Here is a 23,435-nt window from a genome sequence, read left to right as displayed (position 1 = left end):
GGACGGAGCCTTCACTTCTGGCCTCCAGCCTCGACGGGCACGGTGGGAGCGGGGTCGGTGCTGTGCACGGTGGTCATGGTCCGGTGCACCGCCGGGTTGATCACCTTCAGCACCGGGTTCGGGTAGAAGCCGAGCAGGACGATGACCGCGACCAGCGGCGCGACCACCCAGCCCTCACGGACGCTCAGGTCCTTCCAGCCGGCCGCGTACTCCTTGGCCGGGCCGGTGAACATCCGCTGGTACGTGAGCAGGATGTACAGCGCGGCCAGCACGATGCCGAGCGTGCCGATCACCGCGGCGGCCGGGTACTTCACGTAGGTGCCGGCCAGCACGAGGAACTCGCTGATGAAGCTCGACAGCCCGGGCAGCGCCAGCGACGACAGGCCGGCGATCAGGAAGGCCGCGGCCAGCATCGGCGTGCTGCGCTGCAGGCCTCCGTAGTCTTCGATCTGCTGCGAGCCGCGCCGGGCGATCAGCATGCCAGCGACCAGGAACAGCGCCGCGGTCGAGAACCCGTGGTTGACCATGTACAGCGTCGAACCCGACTGTCCGGTCGAGGTGAACGCGAAGATGCCCAGCACGATGAAGCCGAAGTGCGAGATCGAGGTGTAGGCGATCAGGCGCTTCAGGTCGCTCTGCCCGATGGCCAGCAGCGCACCGTAGATGACCGAGACGAGCGCGAAGGCGATGATCACCGGCCCGGCCCAGTGGGCGGCGTCCGGGAAGAGCGGCAGGCAGAGGGTGAGCATGCCGAACGTGCCGACCTTGTCGAGCACGCCGACCAGCAGGACGGCGACGCCCGCGGGCGCCTCGGCGGCCGCGTCGGGCAGCCAGGTGTGCACCGGCCACATCGGCGCCTTCACCGCGAAGGCGAAGAAGAAGCCGAGGAACAGCAGGCGCTCGATCACGTCGCTGCTGAAGCCCAGCCCGGTCAGGTTCGAGGTGAGGAAACCGGTCTCGCCGCCCGGACCGGCCGCGTACAGGCCGATGACCGCGACCAGCATGACGAGCCCACCGGCCAGCGAGTAGATCAGGAACTTCACCGCGGCGTAGCTGCGCCGGGGGCCGCCGAAGGAGCCGATCAGGAAGTAGACCGGGATCAGCATGGCCTCGAACAACACGTAGAACAGGAAGATGTCCCGGGCGGCGAAGACGCCGACCATCATCGTCTCCAGCGCGAGGATCAACCCGAAGAACAGCCGGGCCTTCTCGGCACCGACCTCGTTCCACGCGGCCAGCACGCAGACCGGGACCAGGATCACCGAAAGCGCGACCATCACCAGCGCGATGCCGTCGACCCCGAGGGCGTAGGAGACGCCGAACTGCGGGATCCACTGGTGCTGCTCGGCGAACTGGTACTCGCCGGCCTTCCCGGTGTCGAACTGCAGCACCATGGCGACGGTCAGGGCGAGCGTGACCAGCGAGACCGCCAGCGCCAGGTGCCGGGCCCGGGGGGCGAGGGCCCGCGGCAGGGCGCCGACCGCCACCGACCCGACGAGCGGCACCGCACCGATCACGGTGAGCCAGGGAAAGTCCATCAGATCCTCACTAGGAGTACGCCGCCGAGCACCACCACGACGCCCGCGAGCATCGAGGCAGCGTAGGAACGGACCAGGCCGGTCTGCACCTTGCGCAGCCGACCGCCGAGGCCGCCGACCAGGGCGGCCAGGCCGCCGACCGCGCCGTCCACGCCGCGGTTGTCGACGAAGACGAGGGTGCGGGTCAGGTACTGGCCGGGCCGCATGAACACGGCCTCGTTCAGGTCGTCCTGGAACAGGTCCCGCCGGGCCGCGCGGGTCAGCAGGCTGCCGCGCGGCGCCGTGGTCGGGACGTCGGCCCGCCAGTACATGAACCAGGCCAGACCCACGCCGAGCGCGATCAGCACGAGCGTGGCGGTGGTCAGCACGGGCACCGACAGCACCGGTTCGCCGTCGCCCTCCGGACCGGTCACCGGCTCCAGCCAGTGGACCAGCGCGTTGCTGACCCCGAGCGACGCGCCCAGACCGGCCGACCCGACCGCCAGGATGATCATCGGCACGGTCATCAGCAGCGGCGACTCGTGCGGGTGCGCGTCCTTCGGCCAGCGCTGCTTGCCCTGGAAGGTCATGAAGAACAGGCGGGACATGTAGAACGCGGTCACCCCGGCGCCGAGCAGCGTGGCCAGGCCGAAGACCCAGGGCCGCCAGCCGTCGCCGATGAACGCCGCCTCGATGATCTTGTCCTTGCTCCAGTAGCCGGAGAAGGGCGGGATGCCCAGGATGGCCAGCCAGCCGAACCCGAAGGTGATCCAGGTCAACTTCATGGCCCCGGCCAGGCGGCCGTAGGTGCGCATCTGCACGGAGTCGTTCATGCCGTGCATGACCGACCCGGCCCCGAGGAACATCCCGGCCTTGAAGAAGCCGTGGGTCAGCAGGTGGAAGATCGCGAAGGCGTAGCCGACCGGGCCGAGGCCGGCGGCCAGCATCATGTAGCCGATCTGGGACATGGTCGAGGCGGCCAGCGCCTTCTTGATGTCGTCCTTCGCGCAGCCGACGATCGCCCCGTAGGTCAGGGTGATCGCCCCGACGATGACCACGACCAGCTGCGCGTTCGGCGCCCCGTTGAAGATCGGCGCGCTGCGCACGACCAGGTAGACGCCTGCGGTGACCATCGTCGCCGCGTGGATCAGCGCCGAGACCGGGGTGGGGCCCGCCATCGCGTCGCCCAGCCAGGACTGCAGCGGGAACTGCGCCGACTTGCCGCACGCCCCCAGCAGCAGCATCAGGCCGATCCAGGTCAGCTTGCCCTCACCGGCCGCGGCCGCGTTCGGGAAGACCACGCTGAACGACGCCGAGCCGAAGAACGCGAAGGCGCTCATCGTGGCCAGCGACAGCCCGATGTCCCCGACGCGGTTGACGACGAACGCCTTCTTGGCGGCGGCCGCGTAGTCGGGGTTGTGGTTCCAGAACCCGATCAGCAGGTACGAGGCCAGACCCACGCCCTCCCAGCCGACGAACAGCAGGAGGTAGGAGTCGGCCAGCACCAGCAGCAGCATCGAGGCGACGAACAGGTTCAGGTAGGCGAAGAACCGGCGCCGGTCGTGGTCGTGCTCCATGTAGGCCACGGAGTACACGTGGATCAGCGATCCGACGAACGTCACCAGCAGCACGAAGGCGATGCTCAGCGGGTCGAGCAGCAGCCCGGCGTCGAGCTTGAACGCGCCCGCCTCGATCCAGTGGAACAGGTGCAGGCTGCGCGCCCGCTCCTCGGGGGCGAGCCCGCGCAGGTCGAAGAAGAGCAGCGCGCCCCAGACGAACGAGGCCCAGGACAGCGCGACCGCCAGCCAGTGCCCCCACCGGTCGGTGCGGCGGCCGCCGAGCAGCAGGAACGCGGCGCCGGCCAGCGGCAGGGCGATCAGCAGCCAGGCGTACTGCTCTACCGTCCCGTCGGCGGGGAGGTAATGCCCCACGGACTCAGCGGTTTCGGCGGCAAGCATCCGTTACGCCTCTCAGTACTTCAGCAGGTTGGCGTCGTCGACCGACGCGGACCTGCGGGTGCGGAAGATCGACATGATGATGGCCAGCCCGACCACGACCTCGGCGGCCGCCACGAGCATCACGAACAGCGCGATCACCTGGCCGTCGATGTTCCCGTTGATCCGGGAGAAGGTGACGAAGGCCAGGTTGGTGGCGTTGAGCATCATCTCGACGCCCATGAACACGATGATCGCGTTGCGGCGGACCAGGACCGTCGCGGCGCCGATGCTGAACAGCAGGACCGACAGGTACAACCAGTGGACCTGGTTCACTGCGCGCCCCTCTCTCCGGCGTCCCGGTTCTCACCGCGACGCTCGGGGTCGATCTCGCTCTCGATGGTCGCGACGTCGTCCGCCACCGTGGCGACGGCCCGCATCTGGCCGCGGGCCGTGAGCACCCGCGAGACGGACAGCGGGGACGGCGAACCGTCCGGCAGGAGCGCCGGGATGTCGACCGCGTTGTGCCGGGCGAAGACGCCGGGCGCGGGCAGCGGGGCCTTGATCGGGCCGTCCTTGATGCGCTTGATCGACAGCTCGCGCTGCGTCGGCTTCGGGACGATCCGCTCGCGGTGGGCCAGCACCATCGCGCCGAGCGCGGCGGTGATGAGCAGGGCGCTGGTCACCTCGAAGGCCCACACGTACTGGCCGAAGATGGCCCCGGCCAGCGTCGTGATGTTGCCGCCGGTGTCGATGTCCTTGAGGCCCTGCGGCGGCGCGAACGCGGCGTCGGCGATCACGCTGGAGAGCAGGACGGCCAGGCCGATGCCGAAGACCAGGGCGATCCAGCGCTGGCCCTTGATGGTCTCGACCAGCGAGTCGGAGGAATCGACGCCGATGAACATCAGGAGGAAGAGGAACAGCATCATCACGGCGCCGGCGTAGACGAAGATCTGCACGACGCCGAGGAAGGGCGCCTGGAGCGACAGGTACGCGATGCCCAGGCCGACCATGACGGTGGCCATGCACAGCGCGGCGTGCACCGCCTTGCGGGCGAAGAGCAGGCCGAACGCCGCCGGGACCATGACGATCGCCAGGATCCAGAACAGGACGTTCTCGCCGCCGCTGCCGTAGACCGCCTCACCCGTCACGACAACTCCTCCGCCGGCTCGTCCTGACCTCGACGCGCCTCGACCCAGGCCTCCTGCTCGGGGACGGCGCCCTTGACCTCGCCCCGGTAGTAGTCCTTCTCGGTGGTCCCGGGGACCATCGGGTGCGGCGCCGGCAGCATGCCGGGCAGCACCGGGCCGAGCAGGTCCTGCTTCTCGTAGATCAGCCCGGCCCGCGAGGGCCCGGCCAGCTCGTACTCGTTGGTCATGGTCAGCGCCCGGGTCGGGCAGGCCTCGATGCACAGCCCGCAGAAGATGCAGCGCAGGTAGTTGATCTGGTAGACGCGCCCGTACCGCTCACCGGGCGAGAACCGCTCGGTCTCGGTGTTGTCGGCGCCCTCGACGTAGATCGCGTCCGCGGGGCAGGCCCACGCGCACAGCTCGCAGCCGATGCACTTCTCCAGGCCGTCCGGGTGCCGGTTCAGCTGGTGCCGGCCGTGGTAGCGCGGCGCGGTGGGCAGCTTCTCGTACGGGTAGTACTCCGTGACCTTGCCGCGGAACATCGTGCCGAACGTGACGCCGAACCCGGCGATCTTCGGCAGGCCGAGCGCCTCGGAGAGCCAGTTCGGGCCCTTGCGGTTCTGGCTGTTGTCAGCCACCGGCCACCTCCTTCAGCTCACTCTTGGTACTGCCGGACGACGGACCGGACGTGCTGATCAGCTTCTGACCCGGCATCGGCGGGACGGGGTAGCCGCCCGCGAACGGGTCGACGGGCACGTTCGGGTCCACCGGTTCGGGCTCCTCCTCCGGCAGCCGCAGCGCCTCGTAGGCGAAGTAGAGGAGGAAGAAGACCAGCGCGGCGCCGCCCAGGATCATGAACCGGTCGCGCTGGGTCAGGTCCCCGAACTGCTGGGTGGCGCGCACGCCGGAGACCAGCATGATCCACAGCAGCGACATCGGGATCAGCCGCTTCCAGCCGAACTCCATGAACTGGTCGTAGCGCAGCCGGGGCAGCGTGCCGCGCAGCCAGATGAAGACGAACAGGAACGAGACCACCTTCAGCACGAACCACAGCACCGGCCAGTAGCCGTGGTTGGCGCCGGGCCAGAAGGCCGTGATGAACGGGGCCCGCCAGCCGCCCAGGAACAGGGTCGTGGCCAGCGCCGAGACGGTCACCATGTTCACGTACTCGGCCAGGAAGAACAGCGCGAACTTCAGCGACGAGTACTCGGTGTGGAAGCCGCCGACCAGCTCGCCCTCGGCCTCGGGCAGGTCGAAGGGGGCGCGGTTGGTCTCGCCGACCATCGCGATCACGTAGATCACGAACGACGGGAACAACGGGATGACCCACCACAGCGACGTCTGCGCCGCGACGATCGAGGACGTGGACATCGACCCCGAGTAGAGGAACACCGCGACCAGCGACAGGCCCATCGCGATCTCGTAGGAGATCACCTGGGCCGACGAGCGCAGGCCCCCCAGCAGCGGGTAGGTCGACCCGGAGGACCAGCCGGCCAGCACGATGCCGTACACGCCGATCCCGGCGACGGCCAGGATGTAGAGGACGGCGACCGGCAGGTCGGTCAGCTGCAGCGGCGTGATCGTGTCGGTGAACGGGATCTTCACCTCGGGCCCGAACGGGATCACCGCGAAGGCCAGGAAGCAGGTCGTGCAGGAGATGATCGGCGCGATGATGAAGACGATCTTGTCGGCCGCGGCCGGGATGATGTCCTCCTTCAGCGCCAGTTTCACGCCGTCGGCCAGGCTCTGCAGCAACCCGAACGGGCCGGTGTACATCGGGCCCGGCCGGGACTGCATGTAGCCGACGACCTTGCGCTCGGCCCAGATCGTCAGCAGCGTGGCGACGACGCAGAACACGAAGATCAGCAGCGCCTTCAGGATGACGATCCCGAGGGTGTCCTGGCTGAAGTCCGCGTACGGGTTCTCCGACACGCCACCGGTCACGGTGGTGGCAGCAAGCGGGCTCACGAAGGCTCCTCGCTCGATTCGGTGGTATCCGCGGCCGTGGTTGCACCGAGCCTGACCACCGCCCCCGAGGTCGCGCCGAGGGTAGCGCGCACCGTCGAGGTTCCCGAGTTGGCGGGCAGCCACACCACACCGTCGGGCATGTCGGTGACCGCGACGGGCAGCTGCAGCGACCCGGCGTCGGTGGACACCGTCACCGTGCCGTCCGTCACGACGCCCGCGGCGGTGGCCGCGGACAGCCGCGCGACGGCGCGGTGCGCCGTCCCGGCCAGGTACGGCTCGCCGTCCTGCAGTCGGCCCTTGTCCAGCAGCAGCGACCAGCTGGCCAGCACGGCCTCGCCGCGCACGGGAGCCGCTGCGGCCCCGGCACTCTCGGCCGGGGCGGCGACCCGCGGCCCGTCCCAGGCGCCGAGCTCGGCGAGCTCGGTGTAGGCCTGCTCGGGCGTGCGCAGCCCGAGCCAGCCGCTCTCGGCGGCGATCGCGTCGAGCACCTCGGCGTCCGCGAGCACCCGGCCGTCCCCGTTGCCGCCCAGCAGGGCGACGCCGAAGGGCCGCCAGCGGCCCTCCCAGTTGAGGTACGTGCCCGCCTTCTCGGCGGGCGGGGCGACCGGGAACACGACGTCGGCGAACGGCGTCACGTCGCTGGCCCGCACCTCGAGACTGACCACGAACTGCGCCTTCTCGAGCGCGGCCCGGGCCAGCGCGGGGTCGGGCAGGTCGTCGGGGTCGACGCCGCCGACCACCAGACCGGCCAGCTCGCCCGACGCCGCGGCGGCGAGGATGCCCCCCAGGTCACGGCCGGGCTCGGCGGGCAGGGTCTCGACGTCCCAGGCGGCGGCCACGTCGACGCGGGCCTGCGCGTCCGCGACCGGACGGCCGCCGGGCAGCAGCGACGGCAGCAGGCCGGCCTCGACCGCGCCCCGCTCCCCCGCCCGGCGCGGCACCCAGGCCAGCCGGGCCCCCGTCGCGGTGGCCAGGGCGAGCGCGGCGCTCAGCGCGCCCGGCGCCTCGGCCAGCCGCGACCCGGCGAGGATCAGCGGCGCGGAACCGGACAGCGCGTCGCGCGCGGCCGCCGTCCCGAGCACCGCGGCCTCGTCACCGGGCACGGTCGGCAGCAGCGTGCCGTTCAGCTTCTCCAGCCCACGGGTCGCGTACGCGGCGAGCGAGGCGACCGGAAGTCCCTTGGCCCGCACCGTCTTCCGCAGCCGCAGGAAGACGCTCGCGGCCTCCTCCTCGACCTCCAGGCCGACCAGCAGCACGGACGACGCCGCCTCCAGGTCGGCGAAGGTCACCGTGAGCCCCGTCCCCGCCACGTGCGCACCGAGGAACTGCTCCTCCTCGGCGGAGAACGGGCGGGCCCGGAAGTCGACGTCGTTGGTGCCGAGCACCACGCGGGCGAACTTCGAGTAGGCGTAGGAGTCCTCGACGGTCAGCCGCCCACCGGGCAGGACGCCGACCCCGCCGGCGTCGCGGGCGGCGGCCAGACCGGCGGCCGCGACCTGCAGCGCGTACGGCCACGAGGCCGGCTCCAGCTCCCCCGACTGGGCGTCGCGGACCAGGGGCGTGGTGAGCCGGTCGGCGGCGGTCTGCCAGGTGAACGCCCAGCGGCCCTTGTCGCAGTTCCAGTCCTCGTTGACGGCCGGGTCCTCGGCGGCCAGCCGCCGGACGACGGTGCCGCGCCGGTGGTCGACACGCAGCGCGCACCCCGACGCGCAGTGCTCGCAGACGCCCGGCGAGGAGACCAGGTCGAACGGGCGGGACCGGAACCGGTAGGCCGCGCCGGTCAGCGCGCCGACCGGGCAGATCTGGACCGTGTTGCCGGAGAAGTAGCTGGCGAACGGCTGGCCCGACTCGTCCATCAGGGACTCGCCGATGGTGGTGCGGGTGCCGTCGATGTCGTCGGTGGCGTACGTCCCGGTCACGTGCGCGTGGCCCGCGCCGCGGCTCTCGTCGCCGCCGGTCTGCAGGGTGCCCTGCTCGGTGGTGGACGGCGTGGGCTCGAGGTTCTCGGGCGTGCGCACGGTCGGCTCGGGGAGGTCGACGTGGTAGCCGAGGATGCCCGGCGAGAAGGTGCCGATCTGCTGCTTCGCGCCGCGCATCTGCAGGTCGATGAACGGGTCGCCCGCGATCTCCTTCGAGAACCGGGTGCAGCGCTGGCACAGGATGCAGCGTTCGCGGTCGAGGAGGACCTGGGTGGAGATGCGGATCGGCTTCGCGAACGTCCGCTTGGTCTCGGTGAACCGGGAGCTGGCCTGGCCGTTGGCCATCGCCTGGTTCTGCAGCGGGCACTCGCCGCCCTTGTCGCAGACCGGGCAGTCCAGCGGGTGGTTGATCAGCAGCAGCTCCATCACGCCGCGCTGCGCCTTGTCGGCGACCGGCGAGGTCAGCTGGGTCTTGACCACCATCCCCTTGCCGACCTCGAGCGTGCACGAGGCCTGCGGCTTGGGCATCGGGCGCAGCGAGCCGTCCGGGCCGGGCATCGACACCTCGACGAGGCACTGCCGGCACGCGCCGGCCGGGGCCAACAGCGGGTGGTCGCAGAACCGCGGGATCGCGATGCCGAGCTCCTCGGCCGCCCGGATCACCAGGGTGCCCTTGGGGACGCTGACCTCGATGTCGTCGATGGTCAGGGTCACCAGTTCGACGGCCGCGGGTGCGGCGTCGTTCTGCGTCACGGTCATGCCGTTGCTCCCGCGAAGAGGGTCGAGGCCACCGGGTCGAAGGGGCAGCCACCGCCCGTGAGGTGGGCGATGTACTCGTCCCGGAAGTACTGGATGGACGAGGAGATCGGGCTGGTCGCACCGTCACCCAGGGCGCAGAAGGACCGGCCGAGGATGTTGTCGCAGATGTCCAGCAGCTTGTCGAGGTCCTCGGGCGTGCCCTGGCCGTTCTCCAGCCGGCGCAGCACCTGCACCAGCCAGTACGTGCCCTCGCGGCAGGGCGTGCACTTGCCGCAGGACTCGTGCGCGTAGAACTCCGTCCAGCGCAGGACGGCGCGCACCACGCACGTGGTCTCGTCGAAGCACTGCAGCGCCCGCGTGCCGAGCATCGACCCGGCCGCCGCGGTGGACTCGAAATCCAGTGGCGTGTCGAGGTGTTCGGCCGTGAACAGGGGCGTCGACGAGCCGCCCGGGGTCCAGAACTTCAGCTCGTGACCCGCCCGCATGCCACCGGCCATGTCGAGCAGCTCGCGCAGCGTGATGCCCAGCGGCGCCTCGTACTGGCCGGGGCGCGTGACGTGGCCGGACAGCGAGAACAGGCCGTAGCCGGCCGATTTCGCGGTGCCCATGCCCGCGAACCAGTCGGCGCCCTCGGTGATGATCGAGGGAACCGAGGCGATCGACTCCACGTTGTTCACCACCGTGGGGCGCGCGTACAGGCCGGCGACCGCCGGGAACGGCGGCTTGAGCCGGGGCTGGCCGCGGCGGCCCTCGAGCGAGTCGAGCAGCGCCGTCTCCTCGCCGCAGATGTACGCGCCCGCCCCGGCGTGCGCGACGACCTCGATGTTCAGGCCCGAACCGAGCACGTTCTCGCCGATGAACCCGGCCGCACGCGCCTCCTCGATCGCCTGCAGCAGGCGCCGGTAGACGTGCACGACCTCACCGCGCAGGTAGATGAACGCGCGCTCCGCGCGGATCGCCCAGCAGGTGATGATGACGCCCTCGATCAGGAAGTGCGGGGCCGCCATCATCAGCGGGATGTCCTTGCACGTACCGGGTTCCGACTCGTCGGCGTTGACCACCAGGTAGCGCGCCCCGCCGTCGGGCTTGGGCAGGAAGCTCCACTTCAGGCCGGTCGGGAAGCCCGCCCCGCCGCGGCCGCGCAGGCCGGAGTCCTTCACCGCGGTCACGACGTCCTCGGGGGCCATGGCCAACGCCTGGCGCAGCCCCTCGTACCCGCCGTTGGCCAGGTAGGTGTCGAGCGTCCAGGACTCCTCGGCGTCCCAGGAGGCCGACAGCACCGGCGCCAGGGTCACCGGCGCGCGTTCCTCGTCCGCCACTGCTCAGCCCTCCTGCTTGCCGATGGAACCGGGGTCCTGCGGGTCTTTCGCGCTGCCCGGGCCGGCCTCGGCCGGCGACTTGCCCGCCGTCGTCCCGGGGCCGGCGCCGTTCGGGCCGTCGCCGCGCTCGGCATCCGCCGGCTGGGCGTCGGTGCCGCTGCTCGCCGCGCCGCGGGCCGCGACGTCGGCGGCCGCGGACGCCGTGTCCGCGCGGGTCGTGCGGGCTCCCGTGCCGGGCGAGGAGAGGCTGCGGCCCGAGCGACCCTCGGGGGCCGTCCAACCGCGTTCGGCGGCCAGCACCGTGCCGCGCAGCGAGGCCTCGCCCGCCCCGACACCCTGGTTCGCGAGCCCGTCGTTGAACCCGGCCAGCGTGTGCGAGACCTCCTTGAAGGTCGGCACCCGGTCGGGCCCGCGAGTCGGCTGCACGGCCTCCCCGGCCCGCAGCCGATCGCACAGGGTGCGCGCGCTGCCCGGCGTCTGGTTGTCGAAGAACTCCCAGTTGACCATCACGACCGGGGCGAAGTCGCAGGCCGCGTTGCACTCGACCCGCTCGAGGGTGATCTTGCCGTCCTCGGTGGTCTCGTCGTGCCCGACGCCGAGGTGGTCCTCGAGCGCCTCGAAGATGGCGTCGCCGCCCATCACCGCGCACAGCGTGTTGGTGCAGACCCCGACCGTGTACTCACCGTTGGGGTGCCGCTTGTACTGCGAGTAGAACGTCGCCACCGCCGAGACCTCCGCGGTGGTCAGGTCGAGCAGGCCCGCGCACAGCGCGATGCCGTCGGGGCTGACGTAGCCCTCCTCCGACTGCATCAGGTGCAGCATCGGCAGCAACGCCGAGCGCGGCACCGGATAGCGGGCGATGATCTGCTGCGCCTCACCGGTGAGGCGTTCGGTCGCCTCGGCAGACAGCGCCATCAGCGGTCCACCCCTCCCATCACGGGGTCGATACTTGCGACTGCGGCGATCACGTCGGCGATCTGGCTGCCCTCGCACATCGCGGCCACCGCCTGCAGGTTGACGAAGCCCGGGTCGCGGAAGTGCGCGCGGTAGGGGCGCGTCCCGCCGTCCGACACGAGGTGGACGCCGAGCTCGCCGCGCGCCGACTCGACCGGGTTGTAGACCTGCCCGGCCGGCACCCGGAAGCCCTCGGTGACCAGCTTGAAGTGGTGGATCAGGGCCTCCATCGAGGTGCCCATGATCTCCTTGATGTGGTCCAGGCTGTTGCCCATCCCGTCGCCGCCGATGGCCAGCTGGGCGGGCCAGGCGATCTTCTTGTCGCCGATCATCACCGGGCCCGGGCCGATCTCCTCGAGCCGGTCGAGCGTCTGCTCGATGATCCGGATCGACTCGTACATCTCGTTGAGCCGGATCCGCAGCCGCCCGTAGGCGTCGCAGGTGTCCCAGGTCTGGACGTCGAAGTCGTACGTCTCGTACCCGCAGTAGGGCTGGCTCTTGCGCAGGTCGTGCGGCAGCCCGGTCGAGCGCAGGATCGGCCCGGTGATGCCGAGCGCCATGCAGCCGGTCAGGTCGAGGTAGCCGACACCCTGGAGGCGGGCCTTCACCAGCGGGTTCTCGTTGTTGAGCTTCTCCAGGTCCTTCAGGTCCTGCAGCAGGCTCGGGATGTCCGCGCGGATCCGGTCGATCGCGCCGGGCGGCAGGTCCTGGGCGAGCCCACCGGGGCGGATGAACGCGTGGTTCATCCGCAGACCGGTGATGAACTCCAGCAGGTGCAGCACCGTCTCGCGGGCCCGGAAGCCGACCGTCATCACGGTCAGCGCGCCGATCTCCATGCCCCCGGTGGCCAGCGCCACGAGGTGCGACCCGATGCGGTTGAGTTCCATCAGCAGGACCCGGATCACCGTGGCCCGCTCGGGCACGTCGTCGGTGATGCCGAGCAGCCGCTCGACGCCCAGGCAGTACGTCGTCTCCTGGAACAGCGGGGTCAGGTAGTCCATCCGCGTGCAGAACGTGACGCCCTGCGTCCAGGTGCGGAACTCCATGTTCTTCTCGATGCCGGTGTGCAGGTAGCCGATGCCGCAGCGGGCCTCGGTCACCGTCTCGCCGTCCAGCTCGAGGATCAGCCGGAGCACGCCGTGCGTCGACGGGTGCTGCGGCCCCATGTTGACGACGATGCGTTCCTCGTTGAGGCTCGCCGCCTCCTCCGCGATGTCCGCCCAGTCGCCGCCCGAGGCGGTGAAGACCTTGCCTTCGGTGGGCTCGTTGAGGGTCTCGGTCACGAGTACGACCTCCTCTTGTCGGGCGGCGGGATGGTCGCCCCCTTGTACTCCACCGGGATGCCGCCCAGCGGGTAGTCCTTGCGCTGCGGGTGACCGGGCCAGTCGTCCGGCATCTGGATGCGGGTCAGCGCCGGGTGACCGTCGAAGATGATCCCGAAGAAGTCCCAGGTCTCCCGCTCGTGCCAGTCGGCGGTCGGGTAGACCTCGACGACCGACGGGATGTGCCGGTCGTCGTCGGCGGTCGCCACCTCGAGCGTCACACGGCGGTTGTGGGTGATCGAGAGCAGCTGGTAGACGCTGCGCAGCTCGCGGCCGGCGTCCTCGGGGTAGTGCACGCCCGACAGCGACGCCAGCAGCTCGAAGCGCAGGTCCGGCTGGTCGCGCAGCTGCCGGCACACCTCGACGATGTGCTCCCGCCGCACGTGGAAGGTGATCTCACCGCGGTCGACGACGACGAAGGCCACGGCCTCGTCGGGGTCGACGCCCGCGTCGCGCAGCGACCGGCTGAGCGCGTCGGCGACCTCGTCGAAGTAGCCGCCGTAGGGGCGCAGGCTCGGCCCGGGCAGCGAGACGCTGCGGACCAGGCCGCCGTAGCCGGACGTGTCACCGCTGCCCTTCACGCCGAACATGCCGGTGCGCGTGGTGATCACGTCGGCCTGCGGGTCGGTCGTCGAGGGCAGGCCGTCGGCGGTGGTCTGACCGAGGGCGCGCTCGTCCTGCGGCTCCGCCTGGACCGGCGGCGGGTCGCTGACCTTCGCGGCCTCGTCGGCCGGCTTGTCGTCGTCGCTCACCTGAGCAGACCCTTCATGTGGGACGTCGGGAGCGCGGCCATCGCCGCCTCCTCCGCGGCGCGCGCGGCGGCGTCGCGGTTCACCCCGAGCGGCGTGGCCTGGATCTGCTTGTGCAGCTCGAGGATCGCGTTGATCAGCATCTCCGGCCGCGGCGGGCAGCCCGGCAGGTAGATGTCGACGGGCACGATGTGGTCGACGCCCTGCACGATTGCGTAGTTGTTGAACATGCCGCCCGACGAGGCGCACACGCCCATCGACAGCACCCACTTCGGCTCGACCATCTGGTCGTAGACCTGGCGCACGACCGGGGCCATCTTCTGGCTGACCCGCCCGGCCACGATCATCAGGTCGGCCTGCCGCGGCGAGGCGCGGAACACCTCCATGCCGAACCGGGCCAGGTCGTAGCGCGGCGCACCCGTCGTCATCATCTCGATGGCGCAGCAGGCCAGACCGAACGTCGCCGGCCACAGCGAACCCTTGCGCATGTACCCGGCCAGCGCCTCGACCGAGGTGAGCATGAACCCGGCGGGTAGCTTCTCCTCAATACCCATGTCCCACGCCGCCTTTCAGTCCCAGTCCAGCCCGCCGCGCCGCCATACGAAGCCGTAGGCGACGAAGACGGTCAGGACGAACAGCGCCATCTCGGTCAGGGCGAACCAGCCCAGCGAGTCGAACCCGATCGCGAACGGGAGCAGAAACACGCTCTCGATGTCGAAGATGATGAAGAGCATCGCGACCAGGTAGTACTTCACCGGGAAGCGCCCGCCGCCCACCGCGTGGGGAGTGGGCTCGATGCCGCACTCGTAGGCGTCGAGCTTCGACCGGTTGTAGCGCTTGGGCCCCGACAGCGAACCCGCGACGATCGAGAAGAGCGCGAAACCACCGGCGATCGCCAGCAACGGGAGGATCGCGACGTACGGGTTCACCAACAGTTCCCTTCACCCGTGAAGAGGCAGGCGTCTGGTCGAGCCACGGTCATCCTAGGCAGTCGGTGGGCTCCCGCCCGGTCAGGGTGGCGGCCCAATTCAAGGGGACGCCCTGCAACATGCATCACATTCGTTACAGGCCGGGTAAGGCTGCGTGTCTTTCCCCGAGTCATCGATCCTCCTACGCGGCCGGCGCGATGCGGGTCAGGCCGTTGATCAGCCGGTCCAGTGCGTCGCCGCCGCGCGGGTCGGTCAGGTTCGCGAGCAGTTTCAGGGTGAACTTCATCAGCAGCGGCCGGGGCAGGCCGTAGCGGGTCGCGTACTTCATCACCTGCGGGTTGCCGATCAGCTTCACGAAGACCCGGCCGAGCGTGTAGTAGCCGCCCAGCGCATCCTTCATCGCATCCGGATACGCCTGCAGCGCAGCCTCTCTCGCCTCCGGCGTGGGCCGGGACAGGGCCTGGACGACGATCTCCGCGGCGATCCGCGCGCTCTCCATCGCGTAGGCGATGCCCTCGCCGTTGAACGGGTTCACCATGCCGCCGGCGTCGCCGATCAGCAGCATGCCACGGGTGTAGTGCGGCGTGCGGTTGAAGCCCATCGGCAGCGCGGCGCCCCGGATCGGCGTCGTCATGTTCTCGGGCGTGAAGCCCCACTCGGGCGGCATGTTCGCGACCCAGCGGTGCAGCAGGTCCTTGTAGTCGACCTTGCCGAACGCGTCGGAGGAGTTGAGGATGCCGAGCCCGACGTTGCTCGTGCCGTCGCCGACCCCGAACACCCAGCCGTAGCCGGGCAGCAGCTTCGAACGGTTCGGCTCGCCGTCCCACAGCTCGAGCCAGCTCTCCAGCCAGTCGTCGTCGTGGCGCGGGCTCTTGAAGTAGGTGCGGTACGCGACGCCCAGCGGTCGGTCGTCGCGCTTCTCGATGCCGAGCGCGAGCGCGAGCCGCGCGCTCACGCCGTCCGCGCTGATCACCAGCGGCGCGCGGTAGGTGACGTCGTCACCCGCGCGGCGACCCTTCTCGTCGACCGGCTTGGCGACGACCCCGACCACCCGGCCGTCGTCGTCCAGCACCGGCTCGGTGACCGACATCCGCTCGACGATCTTGGCGCCCGACGTGCGGGCGTGCTCGGCCAGGACGGCGTCGAAGTCCTGGCGCGGGCGGACCAGCCCGTAGTCGGGGAACGACCCGAGGTCCGGCCACGGAAGTTCGAGCCGCTGACCGCCGCCGATGATGCGCAGACCCTGGTTGCGGATCCAGCCGTCCTCCTCGCGGGTCGGCACGCCCATGCTCACCAGTTCGCGCACGGCGCGCGGCGTCAGGCCGTCGCCGCACACCTTCTCGCGCGGGAACGAGGTCTTCTCGAGGACGAGGACCTGCACCCCGGCGCGGGCCAGGTAGTGCGCGACGGTGGACCCCGCAGGGCCGGCGCCGACCACGATCACGTCGGCGTCGTGGTTTGTGAACTGATTCACGAGGTGGAGTCTAGAACCATCGCGCGCCCACCAAAAAATGAGGGCTGCCTAACCTCGTCGGCGACTGTCCCTCGCGGTGCACGTCTCGGGTCCTGATCGCGCCTTCACGAGGACAGTCGCGCGAGGACGGCCCGTACCAGCGCCACCACGCGATCCAGGTCGCGCAGCGCTGTCGCGTCGAAGGACAGCACCTCCCAGCCGGCCTCCCGCAGCCGGTTCAGCCGGTCGCGGTCGCGCGAGAACTGGCGCCGGTCATCGTGATACGCGCCGTCGTACTCCACGGCCAGTCGCCACTGCGGCCAGGCCAGATCGACGCGGGCCACGAATCCACCCCTTGGGTCCCTGACCTCGTGCTGCACCACCGGCGGCGGGAGACCGGCCAGGACGAGGGCCACCCGCAGCATCGACTCCCGGATCGACTCGGCCCTCGGATCGACGAGCCGGACGGCCCGGGCCAGCTGACGGGTCCCCCGCCCGGCGGGCAGGGCGTTCGCCGCCCGCGTCAGCCCGGACGCGGTCAGGCGGGTGGCCGCGGCGACCGCGTCCAGCCGGGCCACCGCCAGGGGCAGCGGCCCGGTCCGACCGAGGTCGCAGGCCGTACGCAACGCCGAGGTGCAGAGGCCGAACGACGACTCGACGACGTCGTCCCCGCCGAGCTCGACTCCCCGCACCCGCAGGCCGGGGCGGCTCGTGATGCGCAGGTGGGGCGGCAGGCTCACCTCGACCGGGTCGTCGGGCCAGGCGAATCGGGCTCCGAGCGCCCAGGCGGCGCTCACGCCGCTGAGCACGGCCCGCTGAGGCAGGGTGAGCCGCCAGGCCTCGATCATCCGGCCGTGGGTCAGATCGCCCTGACTCACCCAGTAGGCGTTGGGCGCCAACCGGCGGAAATCTGGGCCGGCCAGCTGCCTGCGACTGAGGTGTTTCAGGCCCTGCCTACGGGTGAAGGGCCGCGCACGCAGTTCAGGTGGCACCCCCATGCCCAAATCCTGGCGCGCTCCGGCGGCGGCCCCCTCAAGTCAGCCACCCACCTGTGGACAACTCCACTGAGTGCCCTCGAAAGTGCACGTTCGAGGGCAGTGGTGTGCCTTGGGGAGGGCAGTCGCGAGCTACTTGATGCCGCGGTGGAGGGCGACGATGCCGCCCGAGAGGTTGCGCCACTGGACCGTGTTCCAGCCCGCGTCCTGCAGCTTGGCGGCCAGGCCGGGCTGGTCGGGCCACGCGCGGATCGACTCCGCGAGGTACACGTACGCCTCCGGGTTGGAGCTGACCGCGGTGGCCACCTTGGGCAGGGCCTTCATCAGGTACTCGGTGTAGACCGTCCGGAACGGTGCCCACGTCGGCCGGGAGAACTCGCAGACCACCACGCGCCCACCGGGTTTCGTCACCCGGTACAGCTCCCGCAGGCAGGCGTCGACGTCGACGACGTTCCTCAGGCCGAACGAGATGGTCACCGCGTCGAACGAGGCGTCGGCGAAGGGCAGCCGCGTGCCGTCGCCGGCCACGAACGGCATGTCCGGACGGCGGGTGCGCCCGACCCGCAGCATGCCGAGCGAGAAGTCGCACGGCACGGTGTGCACGCCGGCGTCGGTGAACGGCTCGCTCGAGGTGCCCGTGCCGGCGGCCAGGTCGAGCACCGTCTGCCCGGCGTGCACCTGCAGCGCGTCGGCGACGGCCTTGCGCCATTGCCGGTCCTGGCTCAACGACAGCACCGTGTTGGTGACGTCGTAGCGGCGCGCGACCCGGTCGAACATCGCGGCGACGTCGTGCGGCGACTTCTCCAGGCTGGCGCGGCTCATGCCTCGATGGTCTCAGAGACTCGGGATCAGGTCGGCGGGTGGTAGCCGGGGCCGGCCGGACCGGGCGGCGACCCGGCGGGCGGCCCGGTGGTCGGAACGGGCGACGGGACGACCGGCGGCGGGTACCCCGGCGGCGGGTAGCCGGCCGGGTAGCCGGCCGGGTAGCCGGCCGGGTAGCCGGCCGGATAGCCGGGCGGCGGCGTGGCACCCCATCCCGGCGTCGGGACCCCGTAGTAGGGCCCGGGGTAGGGCGTGAGGGCCGGCTCCCGCCGGGGCGCCCGCAGCGCCCACGCGATCGTCGCGGCCACGACGACGACCGCCGCGAGGACGCAGCCGAGCGCCGCCCACCAGGCCCAGGCCAGCCGGCCGAAGACCGGGGCGGACGGGTCGGAGACGTGCTGGCCCCGGTTGTCGGGGTCGTCGTCGTAGACCACCGTGTACTCCGGGTCGGTCGGGTCGAAGCGCACGGGCACCGAGGCCCCGAGCCGGGGTTCCTCGCGGCCGCCGGGCCAGTCGATGTACGTGACTTCGATCTCACCGTCGTACTCGAACTTCACGTCGACGCTGACCCACGTGTCGTCCCACTCGTCGTGGTCGACGTCGAGCACGGTGGCCCGGGCCTGCGCGGTCAGCCCGTCGTTCCAGTCCAGGCCGCTCAACCCCGTCACCACCAGGATCACCGTGGCCAGCAGCAGCCCCGCCACCACCGACAGCCCTACCCCGAACCGCGCGCCCCGTCCCATGTCGGGCATCGTGCCAGCCGGGCCCTCCGCGCCGAGGGGGAATCCGGTGGTCCTACGCTGATGGACGATGACGACAGCCCCGGCCTCGCGCCCCCTCGTGGCGCGCACCGTGCCGCTGAGTGGTGCCGCCGTCGCGGAGCTGGGCGGGTTGCTCGACCTGCTGCCCCGCGAGCAGGCGGCCGCCTGGGTGCGCGGCGGGCAGGGGCTGGTGGGCTGGGGCGAGGCCGCCCGGATCGAGACCGGCGGGCCCGAACGGTTCGCCGACGCGGCGGCCGCCTGGGCCGACCTGAACCGGCACGCCGTCGTCCGGGACGAGGTGAACCTGCCCGGCACCGGCCCGGTCGCGTTCGGCTCGTTCGCCTTCTCCGACGCCTCCGCGGCCGGCGGGGTGCTGGTCGTCCCGGAGGTCGTGGTCGGGTGCCGGGACGGCGTGTGGTGGGTGACGACGATCGGTCTCGGGTCCGTGCCGCGCTCCGTGCGTCCGGCGCCGGCCGACGGGCCGCAGCCCCCACGGGGCGTGGCCTTCTCCCCCGGCGCGCAGGCCCCGGACGAGTGGGCGCACACCGTGGCGGCGGCGATCGACCGGATCACGGCCGGGGAGGTGGAGAAGGTCGTCCTGGCCCGCGACGTGATCGCTACCGCGCAGGCGCCGGTCGACCCGCGGGCGCTGCTGCGGCGGCTGGCCGCCGACTACCCCGGCTGCTGGACGTTCACCGTCGACGGCCTGCTCGGCGCCACCCCCGAGATGCTCGTCCGGCTGGAACGCGGCCTGGTCACGTCCAGGGTGCTGGCCGGCACGATCCGGCGCAGCGACGACCCGGCCCGCGAGGCCGACGACCTGCGCCTGGCCGCCTCGCTGGCCCGCTCGTCCAAGGACCTGGAGGAGCACGAGTACGCGGTGCGTTCGGTCGCCGAGGCGCTGGCCCCGTTCTGCGCGACCACGAACGTGCCCGAGTCGCCGTTCGTGCTGCACCTGGCCAACGTGATGCACCTGGCCACCGAGATCAGCGGTGTGCTGCGGGATTCCGGGTCGACGTCGCTGGACCTGGCCGCCCGGCTGCACCCGTCGGCGGCGGTGTGCGGCACTCCCACCAAGGCCGCGGCCGACCTGATCGACGAGCTGGAGCGGATGGATCGCGACCGCTATGCGGGCCCGGTCGGCTGGATGGACGCCGACGGCGACGGCGAGTGGGGCATCGCCCTGCGCTGCGCGCGGATCGACGCGGACGACGACCGCCGGCTGCGGCTGTTCGCGGGCTGCGGGATCGTGGCCGGGTCGGACCCGGCGGCCGAGCTGGCCGAGTCGGAGGCCAAGCTCCTGCCGATGCGCATGGCCCTGGACTGACCTCGGCCCGCCCGCAACGGCAGGGGTGGGCACGGTGTCACACAGTGCTCACCAGGTGATCGCGGTGTCACACCGTGCCCGCTAGCCCTCGCTCCGCTCGCTGGGGCCCAGCGCGGCCTGGACGGCGGCGGTCAGCTTCTCGCCGAGCGCGCGGCGGCCGTCGCGGGGCACGCGCACGTGGACGACGCCGAGCCCGTCGGTGGGCGGGCCCGCCAGGGCGCTGCGCAGCTCGTCGAGGTCGCGGGCGGGCGCGTAGGCGACCCGGTGCGCCGCGCACAGCCGCTCGAGGTCCATTCCCTGCGGGGTCGCGAAAAGCCTTTCGAACAGAGCGTTCTCAGCTTGGGACACCTCGGCCAGGGCGCCCTGCTCGAGGGTCGAGAAGATGCCGCCGCCCCCGTCGTCCAGCACCACGATCTGCAGGGGCACCTCGGGCTCGTGGACGCCCCGGACCAGCGCCCCGGCATCGTGCAGGAAGGTGAGGTCGCCGACCAGGGCGCGGACCGTCGTCCCCTCGAGCGCGGCGGCCACGCCGAGCGCGGTCGAGACCGTCCCGTCGATGCCGGCCAGCCCGCGGTTGGCGAGCAGGCGCGCGCCGCCGCTGACGTACACGTGCTTGCCGGCCGCCCAGCGCACCGACCCGGGCAGGACGCCGAACAGGTCGAGGTCGCGCACCGGGTTGCTGGAGCCGGTGACCAGCACGTCGCCGGGCCCGGTCGCGGCCAGCACCTCCCGCGCCACCAGCGGGCCGGTCAGGCCGTCGGCCTCGGCGAGCGCCGCGTCGATCGCCTGCCCGGCCAGCTCGCCCGCCTTCAGCCAGGCGTCGATCCAGTCGCCGTCGGCCTCGACCTGGGCGGCGGGGCCGGTGCCGCCCAGGGGCGGGTCGACGGCCCCGACGACGCGCGCGGCGCGGCCGCCCGGGTCGGCCCAGTCGGGGCGGGTGGAGACGACGATCACCTCGACGTCGTCCCGGGACAGCAACCGGGTGACCGGCCGCGACAGCGTCGGCCGGCCGTAGAGCAGGACCCGCTCGATCCGGCCGCCCAGGTCCGGGCGGTCGAGCAGCAGGCGGTAGGCGGGGACGGCGTCCTCCATCCGGGCGCCGGACGACGGTTCGGCCAGCAGCGGCCAGCCCGCGGCGCGCGCCACGACCAGCGCCTCGGGCCCGGCGCCGTGCCCGGCCAGGACGACGGTGCGCGGGCCCGGTTCGAGCCGCACCCGGGCGGGCTCGGTCGAGGCCTCGACCCGGGTCAGCCCGGCGGTGCCCTCGTCCGCGGCGACCGGGCCGGAGGCGACCAGCGGTTCGCGGAAGGCGACGTTCACCTGCACCGGGCCGGGATGGCCGCCGGGCACCCCACGGGCGGCCGCGACGGCCCGGGACACCTGCTGCCGCACGCCTTTCCGCAGCCCGTCGGTGACGGCCTCGGGCGCGGGCAGCTCACCGAACCAGCGCACCGCGGCCCCGAACAGCTTGACCTGGTCGGTGACCTGGTTGGCCCCGATCCCGCGCAGCTCGTGCGGGCGGTCGGCGGACAGCACGATCAGCGGTACGCCCGCCGCGCCGGCCTCGAGCACCGCCGGGTGCAGGTTGGCGACCGCCGTCCCGCTGGTGGTGACCACGACGGCCGGCTCGCCGGTGGCCAGCGACGTGCCGAGCGCCGCGAACCCGGCGGTGCGCTCGTCGAGGCGGACCTGTAGCCGCAGCCGGCCGGCCTGCTCGGCCCGGGCCAGCGCGTAGGCCAGGGGCGCCGACCGGCTGCCGGGGCACAGCACGGCGTGCCGGACACCCAGCGCGGTCAGGGCCGCGACCAGGGTCTCCGCGACCTGCGTCGACGGCTCGGTCGACGGCTCGGTCGACGGCTCGGTCGACGGCTCGGCCGACGGCTGTGACGTGCTCACCAGACCATCGTCACGCATTCGCCGCGCCCGGCCACACGCGACTCTCCGGTCACCCGGCGGGCACCACGTCCCCGACCGCCTCGACGGCGCTCACCGGGCGCACCAGCACCACGAGCACCGCGAGGGCGAGCGCCATCCCGGCCGGCATCAGCGTGGCCATGGCCAGGGCGTCGACCCCGAGCACACCGACCAGCGGCGGGGGTGAGGGCGGCGATGCCGAACTGGGCGGCGCCGAGCACCGCGGCCGCGCTTGACAGCGGGCCCTGTGCGCGACGATCCTCCTAATCATGTTAGGCGAAACGAATCGCGATAGGCAGGCCGAACGCCGTACGGCGACGCGCCTGGAGATCGTCGGGGCCGCCTGGCAGGTGGCCCGGGAGAAGGGCCTGGCCCAGGTGACGTTGCGGGACGTGGCCGACCTGGTCGGCATGCGCCCGCCGTCCCTCTACACGCACTTCGCCTCCAAGAACGCCATCTACGACGCGATGTTCGGCCAGGCCTGGACGGCGTTCGGCGAGTACTCGCGGGCCCGCGAGGTGGACGAACCGCGCGCGGACCGGGCGGCGCTGCGCTTCTACGCCCGCGTGTTCTTCGACTTCGCCGTCGCGTTCCCGGCCCGGCACCAGCTGATGAACCTGCGCACCCTGCCGGACTTCACGCCCAGCCCCGAGGCCTACGCCCCGTCGGTGGCGGTGATGAGCGACTTCATGGCCCGCATGGCCCGCCGGGGCGTGACCGGGCAGGACGAGATCGACCTCTTCGTCGCCATCGTCAGCGGCCTGGTCGACGCGCAACTGGCCAACGACCCGGGCGGCGAGCGCTGGTCGCGTCTGCTGGACCGGGCCATCGACATGTACGCCGACGGGGTCGGCGTCACCCACTGAAGACCACCGACAGGAGACCGCCATGACCGCGCCCGCCCTACCCGTCGACACCGCACCGCCCCGCCGCCCGGGCCCGGACCGCGCCTCGGCGATGGCCCTCGCCGAGGCCGAATACCTTCACTGTGCAACGCTTTTCGAGCGGCTCGAGCCCGAGCACTGGGCCCTGCCGACCGTGAACACCGGGTGGACCGTGCGCGACACGGCCGGGCACATGCTGGGCATGATGCAGATGGTCAGCAGCCTGCCCGGCCTCGCCGGGCAGATGTCGACGTCGATGCGGGAGGCCCGGCGCGCGCAGGCTCCCGTCTCCATCGACCACCTCACGGCGCTGCAGGTGCGGCGCAACGCCGGCCTCAGCACCGCCGAGCTGATCGAGCAGTGGCGGGCGCTGACCCCGCGAGCCGTGCGCGGCCGGCGGCGGCTGTCCGGCCTGCTCGGCGGCCGGACGCTGCCCGAGAAGCAGCTCGTCGGCGGGCAGCTGGAGCGCTGGACGTTCGGGTTCCTGCTCGACGTGATCCTCACCCGCGACCCGTTCATGCACCGGCTCGACATCCACGCCGCGACGCGACTGCCCGTCGAGGTGAGCGCCGAGCACGAGGGCTGCCTGGTCGACGACGTCGCCCGCGAGTGGGCGCAGCGTCACGGCCGCCCGTGCACCCTGGAACTCACGGGCCCCGCCGGCGGCCGGTGGGGGGACGGCGGGGAGCACCTGACGCTGGACGCGCTGGAGTTCTGCCGGACCGTCTCGGGCCGGGGCACGGGCGCCGGCCTGCTGGCCACCGCCGTCCCGTTCTGAC

The 23,435-nt window shown here is 71.9% G+C and carries 22 protein-coding genes; 3 read left to right on the top strand and 19 right to left on the bottom strand.

The features are described 5' to 3' along the window. Window positions 1–11 precede the first annotated feature (11 nt). From ACIB24_RS13200 to ACIB24_RS13120, 17 genes are all read right to left on the bottom strand, one after another. Window positions 12–1,538 (bottom strand): NADH-quinone oxidoreductase subunit M, encoded by a 1,527-nt coding sequence (locus ACIB24_RS13200; protein WP_398280833.1) that lies wholly within the window; start codon window positions 1,536–1,538, stop codon window positions 12–14. Further along, the gene (gene nuoL, locus ACIB24_RS13195) at window positions 1,538–3,475 is read right to left on the bottom strand and encodes an NADH-quinone oxidoreductase subunit L (RefSeq protein ID WP_398280830.1); all 1,938 of its coding nucleotides are present in this window, start codon (window positions 3,473–3,475) and stop codon (window positions 1,538–1,540) included. The genes ACIB24_RS13200 and nuoL overlap by 1 nt, the downstream gene beginning before the upstream one ends. 12 nt (window positions 3,476–3,487) lie before the next feature. Then, the gene (gene nuoK / locus ACIB24_RS13190; protein ID WP_398280827.1) at window positions 3,488–3,787 is read right to left on the bottom strand and encodes an NADH-quinone oxidoreductase subunit NuoK; all 300 of its coding nucleotides are present in this window, start codon (window positions 3,785–3,787) and stop codon (window positions 3,488–3,490) included. Next, window positions 3,784–4,602, bottom strand: a complete 819-nt coding sequence (locus ACIB24_RS13185) for an NADH-quinone oxidoreductase subunit J (protein WP_398280824.1) — start codon at window positions 4,600–4,602, stop codon at window positions 3,784–3,786. Before ACIB24_RS13185 ends, nuoK begins: the two co-directional genes overlap by 4 nt. After that, window positions 4,599–5,162 (bottom strand): NADH-quinone oxidoreductase subunit NuoI, encoded by a 564-nt coding sequence (nuoI, locus tag ACIB24_RS13180; protein ID WP_398281881.1) that lies wholly within the window; start codon window positions 5,160–5,162, stop codon window positions 4,599–4,601. The genes ACIB24_RS13185 and nuoI overlap by 4 nt, the downstream gene beginning before the upstream one ends. 49 nt (window positions 5,163–5,211) lie before the next feature. Then, entirely contained in the window at window positions 5,212–6,549 is a 1,338-nt protein-coding gene (gene nuoH, locus ACIB24_RS13175) for an NADH-quinone oxidoreductase subunit NuoH (RefSeq protein ID WP_398280821.1), read from the bottom strand. Further along, window positions 6,546–9,227 carry an NADH-quinone oxidoreductase subunit G gene (locus ACIB24_RS13170; RefSeq protein ID WP_398280818.1) on the bottom strand — a complete coding sequence of 894 codons (2,682 nt, stop codon included), beginning with the start codon at window positions 9,225–9,227 and terminating at the stop codon, window positions 6,546–6,548. Before ACIB24_RS13170 ends, nuoH begins: the two co-directional genes overlap by 4 nt. Then, a complete protein-coding gene (gene nuoF, locus ACIB24_RS13165) occupies window positions 9,224–10,546 on the bottom strand; it encodes an NADH-quinone oxidoreductase subunit NuoF (RefSeq protein ID WP_398280815.1) in 1,323 nt (440 codons plus the stop codon). Before nuoF ends, ACIB24_RS13170 begins: the two co-directional genes overlap by 4 nt. Before the next feature lie 3 nt (window positions 10,547–10,549). Beyond that, on the bottom strand, window positions 10,550–11,461 hold the full coding sequence (gene nuoE, locus ACIB24_RS13160; protein WP_398280813.1) for an NADH-quinone oxidoreductase subunit NuoE: 912 nt from the start codon (window positions 11,459–11,461) through the stop codon (window positions 10,550–10,552). After that, window positions 11,461–12,783, bottom strand: coding sequence for an NADH-quinone oxidoreductase subunit D (locus ACIB24_RS13155; RefSeq protein ID WP_398280810.1), 1,323 nt, complete (start codon window positions 12,781–12,783; stop codon window positions 11,461–11,463). Before ACIB24_RS13155 ends, nuoE begins: the two co-directional genes overlap by 1 nt. Beyond that, entirely contained in the window at window positions 12,780–13,463 is a 684-nt protein-coding gene (locus ACIB24_RS13150) for an NADH-quinone oxidoreductase subunit C (protein WP_398281878.1), read from the bottom strand. Before ACIB24_RS13150 ends, ACIB24_RS13155 begins: the two co-directional genes overlap by 4 nt. Before the next feature lie 107 nt (window positions 13,464–13,570). Further along, the gene (locus ACIB24_RS13145; RefSeq protein WP_398280807.1) at window positions 13,571–14,125 is read right to left on the bottom strand and encodes a NuoB/complex I 20 kDa subunit family protein; all 555 of its coding nucleotides are present in this window, start codon (window positions 14,123–14,125) and stop codon (window positions 13,571–13,573) included. A gap of 15 nt (window positions 14,126–14,140) precedes the next feature. Further along, the gene (locus tag ACIB24_RS13140) at window positions 14,141–14,500 is read right to left on the bottom strand and encodes an NADH-quinone oxidoreductase subunit A (RefSeq protein WP_398280804.1); all 360 of its coding nucleotides are present in this window, start codon (window positions 14,498–14,500) and stop codon (window positions 14,141–14,143) included. A 181-nt stretch (window positions 14,501–14,681) separates the two neighbouring features. Further along, window positions 14,682–15,974 (bottom strand): geranylgeranyl reductase family protein, encoded by a 1,293-nt coding sequence (locus ACIB24_RS13135; protein WP_398280801.1) that lies wholly within the window; start codon window positions 15,972–15,974, stop codon window positions 14,682–14,684. A gap of 104 nt (window positions 15,975–16,078) precedes the next feature. Next, complete coding sequence (locus ACIB24_RS13130) at window positions 16,079–16,831, bottom strand: endonuclease domain-containing protein (RefSeq protein ID WP_398280798.1); 753 nt, start codon at window positions 16,829–16,831, stop codon at window positions 16,079–16,081. Window positions 16,832–17,080: 249 nt separating this feature from the next. Further along, the gene (locus tag ACIB24_RS13125) at window positions 17,081–17,770 is read right to left on the bottom strand and encodes a demethylmenaquinone methyltransferase (RefSeq protein WP_398280795.1); all 690 of its coding nucleotides are present in this window, start codon (window positions 17,768–17,770) and stop codon (window positions 17,081–17,083) included. 26 nt (window positions 17,771–17,796) lie between these two features. Further along, the gene (locus ACIB24_RS13120; RefSeq protein WP_398280792.1) at window positions 17,797–18,513 is read right to left on the bottom strand and encodes a DUF3592 domain-containing protein; all 717 of its coding nucleotides are present in this window, start codon (window positions 18,511–18,513) and stop codon (window positions 17,797–17,799) included. A gap of 67 nt (window positions 18,514–18,580) precedes the next feature. Between ACIB24_RS13120 and ACIB24_RS13115 the strand changes: the two genes are divergently transcribed. Beyond that, window positions 18,581–19,858 carry an isochorismate synthase MenF gene (locus ACIB24_RS13115; protein WP_398280789.1) on the top strand — a complete coding sequence of 426 codons (1,278 nt, stop codon included), beginning with the start codon at window positions 18,581–18,583 and terminating at the stop codon, window positions 19,856–19,858. Between the two features lie 81 nt (window positions 19,859–19,939). Here the strand turns inward: ACIB24_RS13115 and menD are convergent, their stop codons facing one another. Continuing rightward, window positions 19,940–21,754, bottom strand: a complete 1,815-nt coding sequence (gene menD, locus ACIB24_RS13110; protein WP_398280787.1) for a 2-succinyl-5-enolpyruvyl-6-hydroxy-3-cyclohexene-1-carboxylic-acid synthase — start codon at window positions 21,752–21,754, stop codon at window positions 19,940–19,942. A 49-nt stretch (window positions 21,755–21,803) separates the two neighbouring features. Further along, the gene (locus ACIB24_RS13105) at window positions 21,804–21,938 is read right to left on the bottom strand and encodes a hypothetical protein (RefSeq protein ID WP_398280785.1); all 135 of its coding nucleotides are present in this window, start codon (window positions 21,936–21,938) and stop codon (window positions 21,804–21,806) included. Window positions 21,939–22,041: 103 nt separating this feature from the next. Between ACIB24_RS13105 and ACIB24_RS13100 the strand changes: the two genes are divergently transcribed. After that, a complete protein-coding gene (locus ACIB24_RS13100; protein WP_398280782.1) occupies window positions 22,042–22,638 on the top strand; it encodes a TetR/AcrR family transcriptional regulator in 597 nt (198 codons plus the stop codon). 22 nt (window positions 22,639–22,660) lie between these two features. Next, window positions 22,661–23,434, top strand: a complete 774-nt coding sequence (locus tag ACIB24_RS13095) for a maleylpyruvate isomerase N-terminal domain-containing protein (RefSeq protein WP_398280779.1) — start codon at window positions 22,661–22,663, stop codon at window positions 23,432–23,434. The last annotated feature ends 1 nt before the right edge of the window (window position 23,435 follow it).

The sequence above is a fragment of the Spongisporangium articulatum genome (assembly GCF_044465595.1).
In the GTDB taxonomy this organism is placed as follows: Bacteria; Actinomycetota; Actinomycetes; order Actinomycetales; family Kineosporiaceae; genus Spongisporangium; species Spongisporangium articulatum.
Note: the sequence above shows the minus strand (reverse complement) of the source record. Positions and strands in the feature narration are given on the sequence as shown.